Annotated in this window: 32 protein-coding genes; 2 read left to right on the top strand and 30 right to left on the bottom strand. The window is 33.6% G+C overall.

The features are described from left to right. Positions 1 to 20: 20 nt before the first annotated feature. The 30 genes from rpsD to rpsL all read right to left on the bottom strand — a co-directional run bounded on the left by rpsD (position 21) and on the right by rpsL (position 15,661). Complete coding sequence (gene rpsD, locus UXY25_RS03295) at positions 21 to 626, bottom strand: 30S ribosomal protein S4 (protein ID WP_320814576.1); 606 nt, start codon at positions 624 to 626, stop codon at positions 21 to 23. 118 nt (positions 627 to 744) lie between these two features. Beyond that, entirely contained in the window at positions 745 to 1,128 is a 384-nt protein-coding gene (gene rpsK / locus UXY25_RS03300; protein WP_264559571.1) for a 30S ribosomal protein S11, read from the bottom strand. A 9-nt stretch (positions 1,129 to 1,137) separates the two neighbouring features. Next, the gene (rpsM, locus tag UXY25_RS03305) at positions 1,138 to 1,512 is read right to left on the bottom strand and encodes a 30S ribosomal protein S13 (RefSeq protein WP_320814577.1); all 375 of its coding nucleotides are present in this window, start codon (positions 1,510 to 1,512) and stop codon (positions 1,138 to 1,140) included. Positions 1,513 to 1,514: 2 nt separating this feature from the next. After that, complete coding sequence (ykgO, locus tag UXY25_RS03310) at positions 1,515 to 1,631, bottom strand: type B 50S ribosomal protein L36 (RefSeq protein ID WP_002987490.1); 117 nt, start codon at positions 1,629 to 1,631, stop codon at positions 1,515 to 1,517. 10 nt (positions 1,632 to 1,641) lie between these two features. Continuing rightward, positions 1,642 to 1,857, bottom strand: coding sequence for a translation initiation factor IF-1 (gene infA, locus UXY25_RS03315; protein ID WP_007136545.1), 216 nt, complete (start codon positions 1,855 to 1,857; stop codon positions 1,642 to 1,644). 5 nt (positions 1,858 to 1,862) lie between these two features. After that, the gene (gene secY / locus UXY25_RS03320) at positions 1,863 to 3,212 is read right to left on the bottom strand and encodes a preprotein translocase subunit SecY (RefSeq protein WP_320814578.1); all 1,350 of its coding nucleotides are present in this window, start codon (positions 3,210 to 3,212) and stop codon (positions 1,863 to 1,865) included. Between the two features lie 13 nt (positions 3,213 to 3,225). Continuing rightward, on the bottom strand, positions 3,226 to 3,678 hold the full coding sequence (gene rplO / locus UXY25_RS03325; protein ID WP_320814579.1) for a 50S ribosomal protein L15: 453 nt from the start codon (positions 3,676 to 3,678) through the stop codon (positions 3,226 to 3,228). A gap of 11 nt (positions 3,679 to 3,689) precedes the next feature. Then, a complete protein-coding gene (gene rpmD, locus UXY25_RS03330) occupies positions 3,690 to 3,872 on the bottom strand; it encodes a 50S ribosomal protein L30 (RefSeq protein ID WP_320814580.1) in 183 nt (60 codons plus the stop codon). Between the two features lie 13 nt (positions 3,873 to 3,885). Further along, positions 3,886 to 4,410: a 30S ribosomal protein S5 gene (gene rpsE, locus UXY25_RS03335; RefSeq protein WP_320814581.1), complete on the bottom strand. Its 525-nt coding sequence runs from the start codon at positions 4,408 to 4,410 to the stop codon at positions 3,886 to 3,888. Positions 4,411 to 4,416: 6 nt separating this feature from the next. Continuing rightward, positions 4,417 to 4,767: a 50S ribosomal protein L18 gene (gene rplR / locus UXY25_RS03340; RefSeq protein WP_320814582.1), complete on the bottom strand. Its 351-nt coding sequence runs from the start codon at positions 4,765 to 4,767 to the stop codon at positions 4,417 to 4,419. A gap of 11 nt (positions 4,768 to 4,778) precedes the next feature. After that, positions 4,779 to 5,321 carry a 50S ribosomal protein L6 gene (rplF, locus tag UXY25_RS03345; protein ID WP_320814583.1) on the bottom strand — a complete coding sequence of 181 codons (543 nt, stop codon included), beginning with the start codon at positions 5,319 to 5,321 and terminating at the stop codon, positions 4,779 to 4,781. A gap of 15 nt (positions 5,322 to 5,336) precedes the next feature. Further along, positions 5,337 to 5,735 (bottom strand): 30S ribosomal protein S8, encoded by a 399-nt coding sequence (gene rpsH, locus UXY25_RS03350; protein WP_320814584.1) that lies wholly within the window; start codon positions 5,733 to 5,735, stop codon positions 5,337 to 5,339. A gap of 72 nt (positions 5,736 to 5,807) precedes the next feature. After that, positions 5,808 to 6,077 carry a 30S ribosomal protein S14 gene (gene rpsN, locus UXY25_RS03355; RefSeq protein WP_320814585.1) on the bottom strand — a complete coding sequence of 90 codons (270 nt, stop codon included), beginning with the start codon at positions 6,075 to 6,077 and terminating at the stop codon, positions 5,808 to 5,810. A 3-nt stretch (positions 6,078 to 6,080) separates the two neighbouring features. Then, the gene (gene rplE / locus UXY25_RS03360; protein ID WP_320814586.1) at positions 6,081 to 6,632 is read right to left on the bottom strand and encodes a 50S ribosomal protein L5; all 552 of its coding nucleotides are present in this window, start codon (positions 6,630 to 6,632) and stop codon (positions 6,081 to 6,083) included. A gap of 2 nt (positions 6,633 to 6,634) precedes the next feature. Then, positions 6,635 to 6,949, bottom strand: a complete 315-nt coding sequence (gene rplX / locus UXY25_RS03365; RefSeq protein ID WP_320814587.1) for a 50S ribosomal protein L24 — start codon at positions 6,947 to 6,949, stop codon at positions 6,635 to 6,637. Positions 6,950 to 6,960: 11 nt separating this feature from the next. Continuing rightward, positions 6,961 to 7,329, bottom strand: coding sequence for a 50S ribosomal protein L14 (gene rplN, locus UXY25_RS03370; protein ID WP_264559581.1), 369 nt, complete (start codon positions 7,327 to 7,329; stop codon positions 6,961 to 6,963). A 2-nt stretch (positions 7,330 to 7,331) separates the two neighbouring features. Beyond that, positions 7,332 to 7,589 (bottom strand): 30S ribosomal protein S17, encoded by a 258-nt coding sequence (gene rpsQ / locus UXY25_RS03375; protein WP_264559582.1) that lies wholly within the window; start codon positions 7,587 to 7,589, stop codon positions 7,332 to 7,334. Positions 7,590 to 7,606: 17 nt separating this feature from the next. Continuing rightward, complete coding sequence (gene rpmC, locus UXY25_RS03380; protein WP_320814588.1) at positions 7,607 to 7,798, bottom strand: 50S ribosomal protein L29; 192 nt, start codon at positions 7,796 to 7,798, stop codon at positions 7,607 to 7,609. A 12-nt stretch (positions 7,799 to 7,810) separates the two neighbouring features. Continuing rightward, positions 7,811 to 8,236 (bottom strand): 50S ribosomal protein L16, encoded by a 426-nt coding sequence (gene rplP, locus UXY25_RS03385; protein ID WP_320814589.1) that lies wholly within the window; start codon positions 8,234 to 8,236, stop codon positions 7,811 to 7,813. A gap of 19 nt (positions 8,237 to 8,255) precedes the next feature. Then, on the bottom strand, positions 8,256 to 8,978 hold the full coding sequence (gene rpsC / locus UXY25_RS03390) for a 30S ribosomal protein S3 (protein WP_320814590.1): 723 nt from the start codon (positions 8,976 to 8,978) through the stop codon (positions 8,256 to 8,258). Between the two features lie 8 nt (positions 8,979 to 8,986). Then, positions 8,987 to 9,397, bottom strand: a complete 411-nt coding sequence (gene rplV / locus UXY25_RS03395) for a 50S ribosomal protein L22 (protein WP_320814591.1) — start codon at positions 9,395 to 9,397, stop codon at positions 8,987 to 8,989. Positions 9,398 to 9,402: 5 nt separating this feature from the next. Continuing rightward, on the bottom strand, positions 9,403 to 9,681 hold the full coding sequence (gene rpsS, locus UXY25_RS03400) for a 30S ribosomal protein S19 (protein WP_264559587.1): 279 nt from the start codon (positions 9,679 to 9,681) through the stop codon (positions 9,403 to 9,405). A 10-nt stretch (positions 9,682 to 9,691) separates the two neighbouring features. After that, a complete protein-coding gene (gene rplB / locus UXY25_RS03405) occupies positions 9,692 to 10,516 on the bottom strand; it encodes a 50S ribosomal protein L2 (RefSeq protein WP_320814592.1) in 825 nt (274 codons plus the stop codon). Between the two features lie 6 nt (positions 10,517 to 10,522). After that, positions 10,523 to 10,813: a 50S ribosomal protein L23 gene (rplW, locus tag UXY25_RS03410; protein ID WP_320814593.1), complete on the bottom strand. Its 291-nt coding sequence runs from the start codon at positions 10,811 to 10,813 to the stop codon at positions 10,523 to 10,525. 8 nt (positions 10,814 to 10,821) lie between these two features. After that, complete coding sequence (gene rplD, locus UXY25_RS03415) at positions 10,822 to 11,451, bottom strand: 50S ribosomal protein L4 (protein ID WP_320814594.1); 630 nt, start codon at positions 11,449 to 11,451, stop codon at positions 10,822 to 10,824. Next, positions 11,451 to 12,068, bottom strand: coding sequence for a 50S ribosomal protein L3 (gene rplC, locus UXY25_RS03420; RefSeq protein ID WP_320814595.1), 618 nt, complete (start codon positions 12,066 to 12,068; stop codon positions 11,451 to 11,453). Before rplC ends, rplD begins: the two co-directional genes overlap by 1 nt. Positions 12,069 to 12,294: 226 nt before the next feature. Next, a complete protein-coding gene (rpsJ, locus tag UXY25_RS03425) occupies positions 12,295 to 12,600 on the bottom strand; it encodes a 30S ribosomal protein S10 (RefSeq protein ID WP_320814596.1) in 306 nt (101 codons plus the stop codon). Positions 12,601 to 12,611: 11 nt separating this feature from the next. Beyond that, positions 12,612 to 14,768: an elongation factor G gene (gene fusA / locus UXY25_RS03430; RefSeq protein ID WP_320814597.1), complete on the bottom strand. Its 2,157-nt coding sequence runs from the start codon at positions 14,766 to 14,768 to the stop codon at positions 12,612 to 12,614. Between the two features lie 9 nt (positions 14,769 to 14,777). Next, positions 14,778 to 15,254, bottom strand: a complete 477-nt coding sequence (gene rpsG / locus UXY25_RS03435) for a 30S ribosomal protein S7 (RefSeq protein WP_320814598.1) — start codon at positions 15,252 to 15,254, stop codon at positions 14,778 to 14,780. 23 nt (positions 15,255 to 15,277) lie between these two features. Beyond that, entirely contained in the window at positions 15,278 to 15,661 is a 384-nt protein-coding gene (gene rpsL / locus UXY25_RS03440; protein WP_320814599.1) for a 30S ribosomal protein S12, read from the bottom strand. 284 nt (positions 15,662 to 15,945) lie between these two features. Between rpsL and UXY25_RS03445 the strand changes: the two genes are divergently transcribed. Further along, positions 15,946 to 17,541 (top strand): hypothetical protein, encoded by a 1,596-nt coding sequence (locus tag UXY25_RS03445; RefSeq protein ID WP_320814600.1) that lies wholly within the window; start codon positions 15,946 to 15,948, stop codon positions 17,539 to 17,541. A 61-nt stretch (positions 17,542 to 17,602) separates the two neighbouring features. Further along, positions 17,603 to 18,337, top strand: coding sequence for a 23S rRNA (guanosine(2251)-2'-O)-methyltransferase RlmB (gene rlmB, locus UXY25_RS03450; protein ID WP_320814601.1), 735 nt, complete (start codon positions 17,603 to 17,605; stop codon positions 18,335 to 18,337). The last annotated feature ends 9 nt before the right edge of the window (positions 18,338 to 18,346 follow it).

Below are 18,346 nucleotides of genomic sequence, written 5' to 3' on the forward strand. Positions count from 1 at the left end.
AATTCGACTAATGTCAGATTTTATTTGTTATACAACTCAACGATTAGTTGCTCTTTAATGTTTTCTGGAATTTGTAATCTTTGAGGAACAGCAACATAAGTACCTTCCATAGTTTCGTTATTCCAAGTAATCCACTCATATACTTGAGAAGCATTTGCTAAAGAATTAGCAATTGTTTCAAGAGATTTAGATTTAGCTCTAACAGCTACTTTATCTCCAGCTTTTAAATGATATGAAGGAACGTTTACTAATTCACCATTAACAGTAATGTGTCTATGAGAAACAATTTGACGGGCAGCTCTACGAGAAGGAGCGACACCCATTCTGTATACTACGTTATCTAAACGAGATTCACATAATTGAAGTAAAATTTCACCTGTTACACCAGAAGCTGCAGCAGCTTTTTTGTATAAGTTTCTGAATTGCTTTTCTAAAATACCATAAGTATATTTAGCTTTTTGCTTCTCCATTAACTGAACTGCGTATTCAGATTTTTTACCTCTTCTTTTAGCCATACCATGTTGGCCAGGTGGGTAATTTCTTTTTTCGAAAGCTTTGTCTTCTCCGAATATTGCTTCGCCAAATTTACGAGCAATTTTTGTTTTTGGACCAGTATATCTTGCCATTTCTAATTGTTTAAGATAGAGATTATGAATTCAGGTCAAATCCTTCGATAATCGTAATTCTATCTAGTTTATACTAAATTATTATTTTTAAGAGTGCAAATATAGTAAATATATTTGACTAAACTCTTCTTCTCTTTGGAGGTCTACATCCATTATGAGGCATTGGAGTAACGTCAATGATTTCTGTTACTTCAATTCCACTATTGTGAATTGAACGAATAGCAGATTCTCTTCCGTTACCTGGACCTTTAACGTAAACTTTTACTTTTTTAAGTCCAGCTTCTAGAGCTACTTTTGAACAATCTTCAGATGCTAGCTGTGCTGCATATGGAGTGTTCTTTTTAGAACCTCTGAAACCCATTTTACCAGCTGAAGACCAAGAAATAACTTCACCTTTCTTATTTGTTAAAGAAATGATGATATTATTAAAAGTAGCACTAACATGAGCTTCTCCAGTTGACTCAACGATAACTTTACGTTTTTTTGCTGTTGCTTTAGCCATACTTACTTATTATTTAGTTGCTTTTTTCTTGTTAGCAACAGTTTTTCTTTTACCTTTTCTAGTTCTAGAATTATTCTTAGTTCTTTGACCTCTTAATGGAAGTCCTGATCTATGACGAATTCCTCTTTGACATCCAATATCCATTAAACGTTTGATGTTTAATTGAATCTCTGAACGCAATTCTCCTTCAATTTTGAAAAAAGAAACAGCTTCACGAATTCCGCTAATTTCATCATCATTCCAATCTTGAACTTTTGTATCTTCGCTTACATTAGCTTTAGCTAAAACTTCTTTAGCTCTAGTAGCACCTATTCCAAAGATATAGGTTAATGCGATTATTCCTCTTTTTTGTTTAGGTATATCTACCCCTGCAATTCTAGCCATAATTATCCTTGTCTTTGTTTAAATCTAGGATTTTTTTTGTTAATAACGTATAATCTCCCTTTTCTACGTACAATAATGCACTCGGCACTTCTTTTTTTAACTGATGCTCTTACTTTCATTTTAATAGCTTTAGTATCTATATGTAATTCTTGCTTTAGACAAATCGTAAGGGCTCATTTCAAGTTTAACCTTGTCTCCTGGTAATAATTTAATATAATGCATACGCATTTTTCCAGAAATATGAGCGATTACTATATGTCCATTCTCTAACTCAACACGAAACATTGCATTTGATAATGCTTCGATTATTGATCCGTCTTGTTCTATTGCTGATTGTTTTGCCATAAATATTAAGCTACTGCTTTTCTATTTTTACCACTCTTCATCAAACCATCATAATGTCTATTTAACAAATATGAATTAATTTGCTGAATTGTATCAATTGCAACTCCGACCATAATCAATAATGATGTTCCTCCATAAAAATAACCCCAAGCCCCTTGAACTCCTAATAAACTAACAACAACAGCAGGTAAAACCGCTATCAAAGCTAAGAATACAGAACCAGGAAATGTGATTAAAGACATGATCTTATCAAGGTAATCTCCGGTTTCAACACCAGGACGAAAACCAGGAATAAAACCACCTGATCTCTTTAAATCATCAGCCATTTTATTTGTTGGTACAGTAATTGCGGTGTAAAAATACGTAAAAATTATTATTAACAAAGCAAATACTATATTATATACTAATCCAAATGGATCATTGAACATTCCAGCTAATGATTGCGCGGTGTCTGATTCTTTTGCCAAACCAGAAACTGCAGCAGGTATAAACATTATCGCTTGTGCAAAAATAATTGGCATTACACCAGATGCATTAAGCTTTAAAGGAATGAATTGTCTTGATCCTCCCATTGAATCTTCTTCAAATTCACCAGAAACGGTTCTTCTTGCATATTGTACAGGAATTCTTCTAACTGCCATTACTAATAAAATACATGCAATAATTACTAAGAACCATAAAATAAGTTCTAAAACAATCATCATATAACTTCCATTAGCTTGTGTAGTTCTTGAAGTAAACTCTTGGATGAACGACTGAGGCATTCTAGCAATAATACCCACCATAATTAATAGTGAGATACCATTACCAATACCTTTATCAGTAATTTTTTCACCCAACCACATTGCAAATATCGTACCTGTAACTAAAATTAGTACAGAAATCGATAAGAAAAAGAATGAGAAAAACTCAGGAACAAACGCTTCGCTCGGTAAAGTTGAATTCAAGTTATAAATATAACCTGGCGCTTGAACAAGAGTAATAAGGATAGTTAACCATCTTGTAATTTGGTTGATTTTCTTTCTACCACTTTCACCATCTTTTTGAAGTTTTTGCAAATAAGGAACCGCAATTCCCATTAACTGTACAACAATAGATGCTGAAATATATGGCATAATACCCAATGCAAATACAGAAGCCTGCGAAAACGCGCCTCCTGTAAATACATTAATTAACCAACCAATACCTTCGTCAGTTTGATTTGTAAGGTTACCTAATTGAGTAGCATCAATACCCGGAAGAGTAACTTGTGCACCGAAACGGTAAGCAAGTAAGATAAGTAAAGTAAAACCAATTTTACTTCTTAACTCTTCTATTTTCCAAACATTGACTAATGAATCTATAAATTTCTTCATTTTACTAATTAGATTATAAACTTACTACTTCTCCACCAGCAGCTTCAATAGCCGCTTTTGCAGTTGCAGTAAATTTGTGAGCACTTACTTTTACTTTAGTTGTTAGCTCACCTCTTCCTAAAATCTTTACTAAGCTATTTTTTGTAGCCAAACGAGTTTCAACTAACACTGAAAAATCAAGTGTATCAGTTATTACCCCGTTATCTACTAACATTTGAATTGTATCAAGGTTTATACCTTGGTACTCTTTTCTGTTGATGTTTTTAAAACCAAACTTAGGTACACGTCTTTGAAGCGGCATTTGCCCACCTTCAAAACCAATTTTCTTTGAATAACCAGAACGAGATTTTGCTCCTTTGTGACCACGAGACGCAGTACCACCTTTTCCAGAACCTTCTCCTCTACCTAATCTTTTATTTTGATTATGTGTTGACCCTTCAGCCGGTTGTAAGTTACTTAAATTCATAACGAATATTATTATTTAGTTTCTTCTACAGAAACTAAGTGTTTAACTTTATTTACCATTCCAAGGATAGCAGGATTTGCATCATGCTCAACAACTTGTCCCATTTTACGAAGACCTAAAGCTTCCAATGTTCTCTTTTGATCAAGAGGACAATTGATTTTACTTCTTACTTGTTTTACTGTAATTTTTGTCATTTTTCCTTGAATTTTATCCTTTAAATACTTTATCTAGAGAAAGTCCTCTTTGTTTTGCAACTGTTGCAGCACTTCTCATTTGTAATAAAGCATCAAAAGTAGCTTTTACAACGTTATGAGGATTTGAAGAACCTTGAGATTTTGATAATACATCATGAATCCCAACCGACTCTAATACCGAACGAACAGCACCACCAGCAATTACACCAGTACCATGCGACGCAGGCATTAAATTAACTCTAGCTCCACCAAATTTTCCTTTTTGTTCATGCGGTACAGTATGTCCATATAAAGGAATTCTTACTAAGTTTTTCTTAGCATCTTCTACTGCCTTAGCAATAGCTTCAGCTACATCCTTAGATTTTCCTAAACCATGACCTACAACACCATGTTCGTCTCCAATTACTACAATTGCAGAAAAACCAAATGCTCTACCACCTTTAGTAACTTTAGTTACACGGTTTACATTAACCAAACGGTCTTTTAAATCAAGACCTCCTGGTTTAACTAGTTCAATGTTTTTATAATTTTGATACATAATTTCTTAGAATTTAAGTCCTGCTTCTCTAGCTCCTTCAGCTAATGATTTTACACGTCCATGATATAAATATCCTCCTCTATCAAAAGATATTGTGTTGACACCAGCTTTAAGCGCTCTTTCAGCAACTAATTTTCCTACTGCATTTGCAGTTTCAATGTTTGTACCTTTTACAACTTCATTTTCACGTGAAGATGCAGCAACTAGCGTTACACCGCTTACATCGTCTATGACTTGAGCATAGATTTCTTTATTAGATCTAAATACAGAAAGTCTTGGCTGAGTAGGAGTACCACTTACAGTCTTTCTAATTCTGAATTTTATTCTTTGTCTTCTTTCAGTTCTTGTTAATGACATAGTCTTAATTTTTAAGCTGATTTACCTGCTTTTCTTCTTAATACTTCACCTACAAACTTAACTCCTTTTCCTTTATAAGGCTCAGGTTTACGGAAAGCTCTGATTTTAGCAGCAACCTGTCCTAATAATTGTTTGTCAAATGATGATAATTTTACTATTGGATTCTTACCTTTTTCAGATATAGTTTCCACTTGAACTTCTGATACAATATTTAAAACTATATTGTGTGAATATCCTAAAGCTAAATCAAGTTTTTGTCCTTGATTAGAAGCTCTATAACCTACACCAACTAATTCTAGTGATTTTGTAAAACCTTCTGTTACCCCTATAACCATATTGTTTATAAGAGAACGATAAAGTCCATGTTTCGCTCGCTCATTTTTATGATCTGATGAACGCTCAACGATAACATTGTTATCTTCAATTTTAACCGTAACATCAGAAAATTCTTGAGAAAGCTCGCCTAATTTTCCTTTTACTGTAACAACAGCATCTTTCACTTCTACAGTTACTCCTGCTGGTATTGCAATTGGATTTTTACCTATTCTTGACATTCTTTCGTCTTTTTATTAATATACGTAACAAATAACTTCTCCACCAACATTAAGTTGCTTTGCTTGCTTACCCGTCATTACACCTCTAGATGTAGAAACGATAGCAATACCTAAACCATTTAAGATTCTAGGTAAAGTAGAAGAACCTGAATATTTACGTAAACCTGGTTTACTAATTCTTTGGATATCTTTGATAACAGACTCTTTAGTCACTTTATCATATTTAAGTGCAATTTTGATAGCTCCTTGAACAGAGTTGTCATCAAATTTGTAACTTAAGATATATCCTTGATCGAATAAAATCTTTGTGATTTCTTTTTTAAGATTAGAAGCAGGAATTTCAACCACTTTGTGGTTTGCAGCTGCTGCATTTCTAACTCTCGTAAGATAATCCGCAATTGGATCTGTATACATATGTATTAATTTGCGGTTTTGGTTTTCGTCGGATCTCTTCCTTCGAACCTTAAACCAATTTATAATTATTTTTTACCAACTTGCTTTTTTAACACCTGGTATTAGACCTTGATTAGCCATTTCACGGAAAGTTACACGAGAAAGTCCGAACTGACGCATATAACCTCTTGGTCTTCCTGTTAATTTACAACGATTGTGTAAACGTACTGGTGAAGCATTTTTAGGCAACCTTTGTAATGCATCATAGTCACCTGCTTTTTTCAAAGCTTCTCTCTTTACAGCATATTTATCTACAGTTGCTTGTCTTTTAACCTCACGGGCTTTCATTGATTCTTTAGCCATATCTTAGTTCTTTTTAAAAGGTAAACCTAGTTCAGTTAATAATGATTTAGCTTCTGTATCTGTACTAGCAGATGTTACAAAAGTAATATCAAAACCTGAGATTCTATTAATTTTATCGATATCAATTTCTGGGAAAATGATTTGTTCTAAAACTCCTAAGTTATAATTACCTCTACCATCAAAACCAGTAGCTTTAATTCCACCAAAGTCTCTTACTGATGGTAAAGAAGAAGTTATAAGTCTATCTAAAAACTCATACATTCTTTCACCACGTAAAGTTACTTTAGCACCAATTGGCATACCTTTTCTTAATTTAAAAGACGCAACGTCTTTCTTAGAAATAGTAGCTACTGCTAATTGACCAGTAATTTTAGTCATTTCTTCTACAGCGTAATCAACTAACTTTTTGTCAGACACAGCTGCACCAACTCCACGGCTTACAACAATTTTTTCAAGTTTAGGAACTTGCATAACATTCTTGTAACCGAACTCTTCTGTAAGAGCAGAGATTACTCTACTCTTATATTCTTCTTTTAATCTAGGTATATAAGCCATTACTATAATACTTGATTAGATTTCTTTGAAAATCTGATTTTCTTATCTCCTTCAACTTTAAATCCAACTTTAGTTGCCTCTTTTGACTTAGGGTCAATTAAAGACAAGTTAGAAATATGCATTGGAGCCTCTTTCTTAACGATACCTCCTTGAGGGCTTTTTGCACTTGGCTTCGTATGTTTTGAAACCATGTTTACACCTTCAACTATCGCTTTATTTTTATCACGGATAACGCGTAAAATTTTACCTTCAGAACCTTTATGGTCTCCTGCAATAACTTTAACTACGTCTCCAGATTTAATTTTTAGCTTTGTCATCATTTTAGATATTAAAGCACCTCTGGCGCTAATGATACAATTTTCATGAATTTATTATCACGAAGTTCTCTTGCTACTGGTCCAAAAACACGTGTTCCTCTCATTTCACCAGTTGCATTTAACAAAACACAAGCGTTATCATCAAAACGGATATAAGATCCGTCAGCTCTTCTCACTTCTTTTTTTGTACGTACAACTACTGCTGTAGAAACTGCTCCTTTTTTTACGTTACCGTTTGGAGTAGCATCTTTAACAGAAACTACAATTTTATCTCCAACAGAGGCATAACGACGTTTCGTTCCTCCTAAAACACGGATAGTCAAAACTTCTTTTGCTCCTGTGTTATCTGCTACTTTTAATCTTGATTCTTGTTGTACCATAATTACTTAGCTCTTTCAATGATTTCAACTAATCTCCAACATTTAGATTTACTTAAAGGACGCGTTTCGCTAATTCTTACAGTATCACCAATATTACAGTCGTTTGTTTCGTCGTGTGCAACATATTTCTTAGTTTTCAACACGAACTTACCATACATAGGGTGTTTTACTCTTTTTGTTTCTGAAACAACAATAGATTTCTCCATTTTGTTACTAGTAACAACACCAACTCTTTCTTTTCTTAAATTTCTTTTTTCCATCTTTCAGCAGAATACAATTATTGTAACTCTCTTTTAGTTAACTCTGTAGCAATTCTAGCTACAGCTCTTCTAATAGTTTTTATTTGAAGAGGATTCTCAATTGGAGAAATCGTGTGAGCTGCTTTTAAGTCAGCATACGTTTTCTTTAATTGACTAAGTTTCTCTTGCAATTCTACTGCAGATAGATCTTTTATTTCTGATTGTTTCATAATAAATTTAGATTATGCTTGAAAATCTCTAGCAACGACAAACTTAGTTTTTACAGGAAGTTTTTGAGCAGCAAGACGTAAAGCCTCTTTTGCAACAGAAAGTGGAACCCCACCAACTTCAAACATTATTTTTCCTGGTTTAACTACTGCAGCCCAGTATTCAACTGCACCTTTACCTTTACCCATACGTACTTCAAGAGGCTTTTTAGTAATAGGTTTGTCTGGGAATATTTTGATCCATAACTGTCCCTCTCTTTTCATAAAACGAGTTGCAGCAATACGCGCAGCTTCAATTTGACGAGAAGTTAAGAACATTCCATCTTCATGTACAGATTTAATTCCAAACATTCCATTTGAAAGTTCGTGCCCTCTTTGAGAGTTACCCTTCATTCTACCTTTTTGTACCTTACGGTATTTTGTTCTTTTAGGCTGTAACATTTTTCTTTAGTTTAAAAAATTACTTTCTTTTGCTTCTGTTTGGTCTACCTTTTCCAGATCCTCCTGATGATTTAGACTTTTGTTTGTCCATACCAACTAACGGAGAAAGATCTCTTTTTCCATAAACCTCACCTTTCATTATCCATACTTTGATTCCCATTCTACCATAAGTAGTATGCGCTTCAGCTAATGCATAATCAATATCAGCTCTGAAAGTTGACAAAGGAATTCTACCATCTTTAAAACCTTCTGAACGAGCCATTTCAGCTCCATTCAAACGACCAGAAATTAACACTTTAATCCCTTCAGAATTCATTCTCATTGCAGCAGATATAGCCATTTTGATAGCTCTTCTGTACGAGATTCTGTTTTCGATTTGACGTGCAATACTGTTAGCTACTAAAAAAGCATCTAACTCAGGCCTCTTGATTTCAAAAATATTGATTTGAACTTCTTTATCTGTAATTTTCTTAAGTTCTTCTTTTAACTTGTCTACCTCTTGCCCACCTTTTCCGATAATAATACCAGGTCTAGCAGTAGTGATAGTAACGGTTACAAGTTTTAAAGTTCTCTCGATAATTATTTTAGATACACTAGCTTTTGATAAACGTGCGTGGATATACTTTCTGATTTTATAGTCTTCAGCGATTTTATCACCATAGTCTTTTCCACCATACCAGTTTGAGTCCCACCCTCTGATGATACCAAGTCTATTTCCTATTGGATTTGTCTTTTGTCCCATACTGTTTATTAATTACTTTGTGTGTTATTATTAGATCCTAATACGATTGTAACGTGATTAGAACGCTTTCTTATTCTATGAGCGCGACCTTGAGGTGCTGGTCTAAGTCTTTTCAACATAGCACCACCATCTACTCTGATCTCTTTAACAATTAAGCCTGCATCCTCTAAACTTGCTTCTTCGTTTTTAGCTTGCCAATTAGCAATAGCTGATAACAAAAGTTTTTCAAGTCTATTAGAAGCTTCTTTACTATTAAATCTTAATATATTAAGAGCTAATTCTACCTTCTGACCTCTTACTAAATCTGCAACAATGCGCATTTTTCTAGGTGAAGTAGGGCAGTTATTCAATTTTGCGAAAGCGATAGACTTTTTAGCCTCTTTTCTCGCATCTGCTGTTTCTCTTTTACGAACTCCCATGCCTCTTATTTTTTACCTTTATTTTTCGCACCTGCATGACCTCTAAAAGATCTAGTTGGTGAAAATTCTCCTAATTTATGTCCTACCATGTTTTCAGTAACGTAAACAGGTACAAATTGACGACCGTTATGAACTGCGATAGTTTGCCCAACGAAATCTGGAGTAATCATAGATGCTCTTGACCAAGTTTTGATCACAGCTTTACTATCTTTCTCTACATTATCTTGAACTTTTTTATCCAATTTATAGTGAACATAAGGTCCTTTTTTTAATGAACGTGCCATATCTTACTTATTATTTCTTTCTACGTTCTACAATATACTTGTTACTCGGGTTAACTTTAGAACGAGTTCTATAACCTTTAGCTGGTAAACCTTTTCTTGAACGTGGGTGACCTCCTGAAGAGCGTCCTTCACCACCACCCATTGGGTGATCAACTGGGTTCATTGCTACCGGTCTTGTTCTCGGTCTTCTACCTAACCATCTAGATCTACCAGCTTTACCTGATACAACTAATTGATGATCAGAGTTAGAAACAGCTCCAATTGTAGCCGAACAAGTTAACAAGATTAATCTTGTTTCACCAGAAGGCATTTTAATTGTAGCATACTTTCCATCTCTTGCCATTAATTGAGCAAAAGTTCCTGCCGAACGTGCAATAACAGCACCTTGACCTGGACGTAATTCAATACATGAAATTACTGTTCCTAGAGGAATTTTACTTAAAGGCATTGTGTTTCCAATTTCTGGAGACGCATCTGGACCTGAAACTAAAGTTTGTCCAACTTTTAATCCATTTTGTGCAATAACATAAGTTTTTGCACCATCAGCATAAGCCAATAATGAAATAAAAGCAGAACGGTTCGGATCGTATTCGATAGTTTTAACTGTAGCAGGAATCCCTTCTTTAGTTCTTTTAAAATCGATAATACGATATTTTTGCTTGTGACCACCGCCTATATAACGCATGGTCATTTTTCCTTGACTATTTCTACCTCCAGAGTTATTTTTCGGTGCTAACAAAGAGCGTTCCGGCTTATCAGTTGTAATAGTGTCAAAGCTATTCACAACTCTAAATCGCTGACCTGGGGTAATAGGTTTTAATTTTCTAACTGACATGTTCTATTAGATATTATTATAAAAATCTATTGTTTCACCTTCTTTTACTTGTACAATTGCTTTCTTGTAAGCATTTGTTTTACCACTGATCAAACCACTTTTAGTGTATTTTACCGATCTGTTAGCTCTGTAATTCATAGTGTTAACTTCAACTACACTCACACCATAAGCAGCCTCAACTGCATTTTTGATTTGAATTTTGTTTGCTGTCTTTTCTACTACAAAACCGAAACGGTTAAAAACCTCACCAAGTTTGGTTATTTTTTCAGTTATAATAGGTTTAATAATGATACTCATAACCTTGATTATTTACTTAAATTTTCTTCAATTTCTCCAATCGCACCTTCTAAAACAACCAAACTATTTGTATTCAAAATAGTGTAAGTGCTTAATTCTGAAGAACTTACCACTGAAGAAGCCTTTAAATTACGTGACGACAAATATACATTTTTATTTGAATCGCCCAACACAAATAAAGATTTTTTATTTTCTAACCCTAAAGCTTTCAATACGTTAATGAAATTTTTAGTGTTTGCAGTTTCGAAGCTGAAGTCTTCTACAACAATCAAATTAGACTCTTTTGCCTTAATAGATAAAGCTGATTTACGAGCTAATCTTTTTAAGTTTTTGTTCAATTTGAATGAATAACTTCTTGGTCTTGGACCAAAAACAGTACCTCCTCCTTTAAACAAAGGATTTTTAATACTACCAGCACGAGCTGTACCTGTTCCTTTTTGCTTTTTAATCTTACGCGTACTTCCAGTAACTTCAGCTCTTTCTTTAGCTTTGTGAGTACCTTGTCTTTGATTTGCTAAATATTGTTTAACATCAAGATATACTGCGTGATTATTTGGCTCAATTGCGAATACTGAATCAGAAAGTTGAACTTTTCTTCCAGTATCTTTTCCGTTGAAATCTACTACTTTTACTTCCATTACTTCTGAATGATTACATAAGAGTTATTGTGTCCAGGAATAGCTCCTTTAACAACTAATAAATTCTTTTCGGCAACAACTTTCAAAACTTTTAAGTTTTGAACTGTAACATTATCACCACCCATTCTTCCAGCCATTCGCATTCCTTTGAATACTCTAGATGGATAAGATGAAGCTCCAATAGAACCCGGTGCTCTCAAACGGTTATGCTGACCATGAGTTGCTTGACCAACACCACCAAAACCGTGACGCTTAACAACCCCTTGAAAACCTTTACCTTTTGATACTCCTTGAACATCAACAAACTCACCTTCAGTGAATAATTCTACAGTGATTACATCACCTAATTTGTGCTCTTCTACAAACTCCTTAATTTCAACAACTTTTTTCTTCGCAACAGTTCCTGCTTTTTTAAAGTGAGATGCCTCAGCTTTAACAGTTTGTTTTTCAGATTTGTCATCGAAACCAAGCTGTAGAGCAACGTACCCGTCAACCTCTTTGGTTCTGACTTGGGTAACTACACATGGACCAGCTTCGATTACTGTACAAGGAATATTCTTCCCGTTTTCATCAAAGATGCTAGTCATGCCAATTTTTCTTCCGATTAACCCAGACATATTAAACTAATTATTAATTAAATTTTTACTTTTTGTGCACATATATCATAATACACACCTCTTTTTGAGGGTGCAAATATATAATTTTTTTTTAAATATCGCAAATATAATTAGCTAGACCAAAATCGTTTGATTTTGACCTAAAAAAGTTAGTTGAAATATTTAAAAAAACCGCAGTATATAAATACTTGCGGTTTTTGTTACTGATTAATCAGCTATATTGAAATTATACTTTAATTTCAACTTCAACTCCACTAGGCAACTCTAATTTCATTAAAGCGTCGATAGTTTTTGAAGAAGAACTATAAATATCTAATAATCTTTTATAAGAACTTAATTCAAATTGCTCTCTAGATTTTTTGTTTACGTGTGGTGAACGCAATACAGTGAAAATCTTTTTACTTGTTGGTAAAGGAATTGGCCCAGTAACTACAGCACCAGTACTCTTTACAGTTTTTACAATCTTTTCAGCAGACTTATCTACTAACATGTGATCGTAAGATTTTAATTTTATTCTGATTTTTTGACTCATTTTCTTAAAAATTAAGCGTTACCTTTTGCTTTTTTAATTACTTCTTCTGAAATATTAGAAGGTGTTTCTGCATAGTGTGAAAACTCCATTGTAGAAGTAGCTCTACCAGAAGACAATGTTCTTAATGTTGTTACATAACCGAACATTTCTGATAAAGGCACATCTGCTTTAATAGTTTTTGCACCAGATCTATCTCCCATATCGTTTACTTGACCTCTTCTTCTATTTAAATCACCAACGATATCACCCATGTTTTCTTCCGGAGTAATAACTTCAATTTTCATAATAGGCTCAAGGATAACAGCACCCGCAGCTTTAGCAACTTCTTTATAACCTAATTTCGCAGCTAATTCAAAAGAAAGAGCATCAGAATCCACAGGGTGGAAAGAACCATCAGATAAAGTCACTTTTAAACTATCCACAGCATAACCTGCTAATGGACCAGTTTTCATCGCTTCACGGAAACCTTTTTCTACAGAAGGAATATATTCTTTAGGAACGTTTCCTCCTTTTACAGCATTAACAAACTGCAACCCTACAGCTGGCTTACCATCAACATCATCAGCAGGCTCTAATGTAAATACGATATCACCGAATTTACCACGTCCACCAGATTGCTTCTTGTAAGTCTCTCTATGAGTAGCCGATCTTGTAAATGCTTCTTTATATTCAACTTGAGGCTCACCTTGGTCAACTTCAACTTTAAATTCACGTTTCATTCTATCAATTAAGATATCTAAGTGCAACTCACCCATACCAGAAATAATAGTTTGACCTGAAGCTTCATCAGTTCTAACAGTAAAAGTAGGATCTTCTTCAGCCAATTTAGCTAAAGCCATACCCATTTTATCAACGTCAGCTTTTGTTTTAGGCTCAATTGCAATACCAATTACTGGATCAGGAAATTTCATTGACTCAAGAATAATTGGGTGCTTTTCGTCACACATTGTATCTCCAGTCTTGATGTCCTTAAATCCAACAGCAGCTCCAATATCTCCAGCTTCGATATAATCAATTGGATTTTGTTTGTTAGCATGCATTTGGTAAATACGAGAGATACGCTCTTTATTTCCCGAACGAGTGTTCAAGATATAAGATCCCGCATCTAAACGACCTGAATAAGCACGAAAGAAAGCTAAACGACCAACATAAGGATCGGTAGCAATTTTAAATGCAAGAGCAGCAAAAGGCTCTTTTACATCTGGCTTACGTAATATTTTTGTTTGATCTTCTTCTAATAAATCAGCATCATCAGGATGAATTCCTTCGATACCTTCTTTATCCATTGGAGAAGGTAAATACTTACAAACAGCATCTAACATAAATTGAACTCCTTTGTTTTTAAACGCAGAACCAGCAATCATAGGAATGATAGCCATATCAATTGTAGCAGCTCTTAATGCAGCATTAATTTCCTCTTCAGTAATAGAATTTTCATCCTCCATGTATTTATCAAGAAGATTTTCATCATAATCCGCAACTGCCTCAATTAAAGCAGAACGATATTCTTTCACTTCTTCAACCATATCAGCTGGAATGTCAACAATATCAAAAGTAGCTCCTTGAGTCTCATCATGCCATACAATAGCTTGATTTTTTACTAAGTCAACCACACCTCTGAAGTCATTTTCTTCACCAATAGGCAAAGTAATAGCTACAGCATTTGATTTCAACATATCTCTTACCTGCTGACATACCATTAAAAAGTTAGATCCTTGACGGTCCATCTTGTTAACGAATCCCATACGAGGTACTCTATATTGATCAGCAAGTCTCCAGTTAGTTTCTGATTGCGGCTCAACACCATCAACAGCACTAAACAAGAAAACTAAACCATCTAATACACGCAACGAACGATTTACCTCTACAGTAAAATCAACGTGACCTGGAGTATCAATAATATTAAAGTGATATGGTATAGATTCCGGTAAAATTGCACCTTGTTTCGTTGGAAAACTCCACTCACAAGTAGTTGCAGCCGAAGTAATTGTAATACCTCTTTCTTGTTCTTGAGCCATCCAGTCCATTGTTGCAGCACCATCATGTACTTCACCAATTTTATGTGATTTTCCAGTATAGAATAATACACGCTCAGTTGTTGTTGTTTTACCAGCATCAATATGAGCAGCAATTCCTATATTCCTTGTATATCTTAAATCTCTTCCCATTTCTTCTAATTAAAATCTAAAGTGTGAGAATGCTTTATTTGCATCTGCCATTTTATGAGTATACATTCTTTTCTTAACAGCTGCTCCTTCTTCTTTAGCCGCAGCTAAAATCTCAGAAGACAATTTACCTGCCATAGATTTCTCATTTCTTTTTCTAGCATATAATATTAACCATTTCATTGCAGTAGAAATTTTTCTATCTGGACGAATTGGCGTAGGTATTTGGAACGTTGCTCCACCTACTCTACGGCTTCTAACATCTACGTGAGGCATAACATTTGTCAATGCATCTTTCCAAAGTTCTAAAGCTGATTTTTCTGTATCTCCTTTTTTAGCTTCTACAATGTCTAATGCATCATAAAATACTTTAAAAGCTGTTGATTTTTTACCATCCCACATCAAGTTATTCACAAAACGTGTTACTAACTGATCGTTAAATTTTGGATCTGGCAAAAGAGGTCTCTTTTTTGCTGCTCTTTTTCTCATGTCTTTTCTTTAAAAGTTTAAAATTACTTTTTAGCTTCTTTTGGTTTTTTTGCTCCGTACTTAGATCTTCTTTGAGTTCTACCACTAACTCCGGCAGTATCCAAAGCACCACGTACAATGTGGTATCTAACTCCTGGCAAATCTTTAACCCTTCCACCTCTAACTAATACTATCGAGTGCTCCTGTAAATTGTGTCCTTCTCCAGGGATGTAAGCATTTACTTCATTACCATTTGTCAAACGCACACGCGCAACTTTACGCATTGCTGAGTTTGGTTTTTTTGGTGTAGTAGTATATACACGTGTACAAACCCCTCTTCTTTGAGGACAAGAATCTAAAGCAGCCGATTTACTCTTCTTAGTTATTTTGGTTCTTCCTGTTCTTACTAATTGTTGAATTGTTGGCATAACTGTTAATAATTGTTACTAATAATTTAATATCCCCGCTTTTTAGGGGATGCAAATGTAGGGATTAATTTAAACAAAACAAACATAATCTGTTAATTTTCAATGAACTCAAACGAATTAATTATTAGCTTTTAAAAATTAGCATTTCTAACTATGATTTATCAAGCTATTTACAAGACATTATACTTATTTTATTTTTTTTACGTTTCTTTACAACGATGAAATTTTTTATTCTTTTTTTTACTTTGTCTCTATGTAATCTTTCTATTTCTCAAAACTTTTATTTGAAAATTGAAGGAGGAAACAACTTGGAAACCCAGCAAATTGATTCTTTGAACTACAAGAGTCAACACAAACTTGTTGCAGACATCTTAAAAGAGAAAGAAATTTTTGACTTGAGACTTCAAAATAATGGCTTTTTTGAAGCAGAATTAACTAAACAAACAAAAACCAACGATAGCACTTTCTTATTTCAATACAAACTTGGTTTACCGGTAAAAAACATACATATATATGTAGGTAAGGTTTCCGACGATATTTTAAATATTCTTCAAATAGAATCAGATTCTATACAACTGAAAATAAGTGAAACCGAAAGCTGGATGCAATCTAAAGTCAACCTGCTTGAAAAGAAAGGCTACTCTTTAGCCAAGCTCTCACTTACCAACCACAAAGAAAACAATCATACACTTACAGCAAATTTATTTGTAGAATTAAATCAAAAAAGGACAGTTGATGATTTGGTTATTCTTGGGTATGATAAGTTTCCAACTAATATTAAAAAAAATTGGGTAAAAAAATACAAGAAGAGAATATTTAACCAAGATTTAGTAAAAGAAATTAATGATGATTTTTCTGAACTTCCATTCATTACACAAACTAAATATCCGGAAATATTATTTACAGATAGTTCTACAAAAATTTACGCGTATTTAGAAAAATCGACACCTAATAAATTTGATGGCTTTATAGGATTTTCAAACGATGAAAACAGCAAATTGGTTTTCAACGGTTATTTGGATTTATCGCTGCAGAATATTTTTAATTCTGGAGAGAAATTCAAATTGTATTGGAAAAATGACGGAAAACAACAAACCTCATTTAATTTAGGAACCGAATTACCTTATTTGTTTAAAAGTCCGCTTGGACTGAAAACAGATTTAAGAATATTTAAAAAAGACAGTACTTTTCAAAACACTATCGTTGATTTAAATTTAGGCTACTATTTTACCTATAATAAAAAAGTATATTTAGGTTTTCAAAACACGAAATCTGTTGATATTCAAAAAGCAAATTCTGATGTGTTAAACAATTTTACAAACACATTTTACACAACAAGTTTTGAATACTTTAAACGAAATTTAACTGACTTTCTTTTTCCCGAAAGAATAAATTTTATTTTCAAAACCGGAGTTGGAAATCGGAAAATAAAATCAGAGAACACTTCGCAATTTTTCGGACAAATAGATGCTTCACATACATTGTACTTAAATACAAAAAACAACATTCGAATAAAAAATCAAACTTTTTACTTGAATAGCGACACTTATATCGTAAATGAACTATACCGTTTTGGAGGAATTAATTCCATAAGAGGTTTTAGGGAAAATAGTTTGCAAGCTAATTTTTTCTCGGGATTAATGCTCGAATACAATTATATTTTAGCGCCTAATATGTATGTACATTCTATTACCGACTATGGCTATTTTCAAGACAAAGCCTCAAATTTACAGAACAGTCTTTTAGGACTTGGATTTGGATTTGGGTTACTTACCAATAATGGCCTTTTCAATTTAGTTTACGCCAATGGATCTACAAATGAGCAAGCTATAAAACTTTCAAATTCAATAATTCACATCAGTTTTAAAACGAATTTTTAATTTATGGAAATTGGTTTTTTGAAACGCATTACATTTTCAACTTAAATAGTATCTTTGCCAAATGGAAAAAGAAAATCAAATATTTGGAATTAGAGCAATAATTGAAGCTATTGTTGCAGGTAAAGAAGTAGATAAAGTTTTTATTCAAAATGACTCTCAGAGTGAATTGATGCAAGAACTTTTGAAAACAATGAAAAAAAACAATATTAATTTTGTTTACGTTCCTGTTGAAAAGTTAAATCGATTGACTTCTAAAAACCATCAAGGTGCTGTTGCAAGTATTTCGCCAGTATCATTCCATGATTTAGAAACGCTTATTACAGCAGTTTTAGAAAAAGAAAAAACACCTTTATTTTTAATATTAGACCAATTATCTGATGCTAGAAATTTTGGAGCAATTATAAGAACTGCAGAATGTACTGGAGTAGACGGAATTATCATTCAAAAACAAGGTTCTGCACCTGTTAATGGAGACACCGTTAAAACTAGTGCTGGCGCTGTTTTTAATGTCCCTATTTGTAAAGTAGATCATATTAAAGATGCTATTTTCTTTCTACAAGGAAGTGGAATAAAAACTGTTGCTGCAACTGAAAAAACAGACAATACTATTTACGATATATCACTAGCTGAACCTCTTGCAATTATTATGGGTAGCGAAGACCGCGGTGTAAATCCATCTGTTTTAAAAATTGTGGATGAAAAAGCAAAATTGCCAATGTATGGAACTATAGAATCATTAAATGTTTCTGTGGCTTGTGGTGCTTTTTTATACGAAACGGTTAGACAGAGACAGTAGAATTTTGAT

Origin of the sequence: Flavobacterium sp. (assembly GCF_034111225.1) — a bacterium.
Taxonomy (GTDB): Bacteria; Bacteroidota; Bacteroidia; order Flavobacteriales; family Flavobacteriaceae; genus Flavobacterium.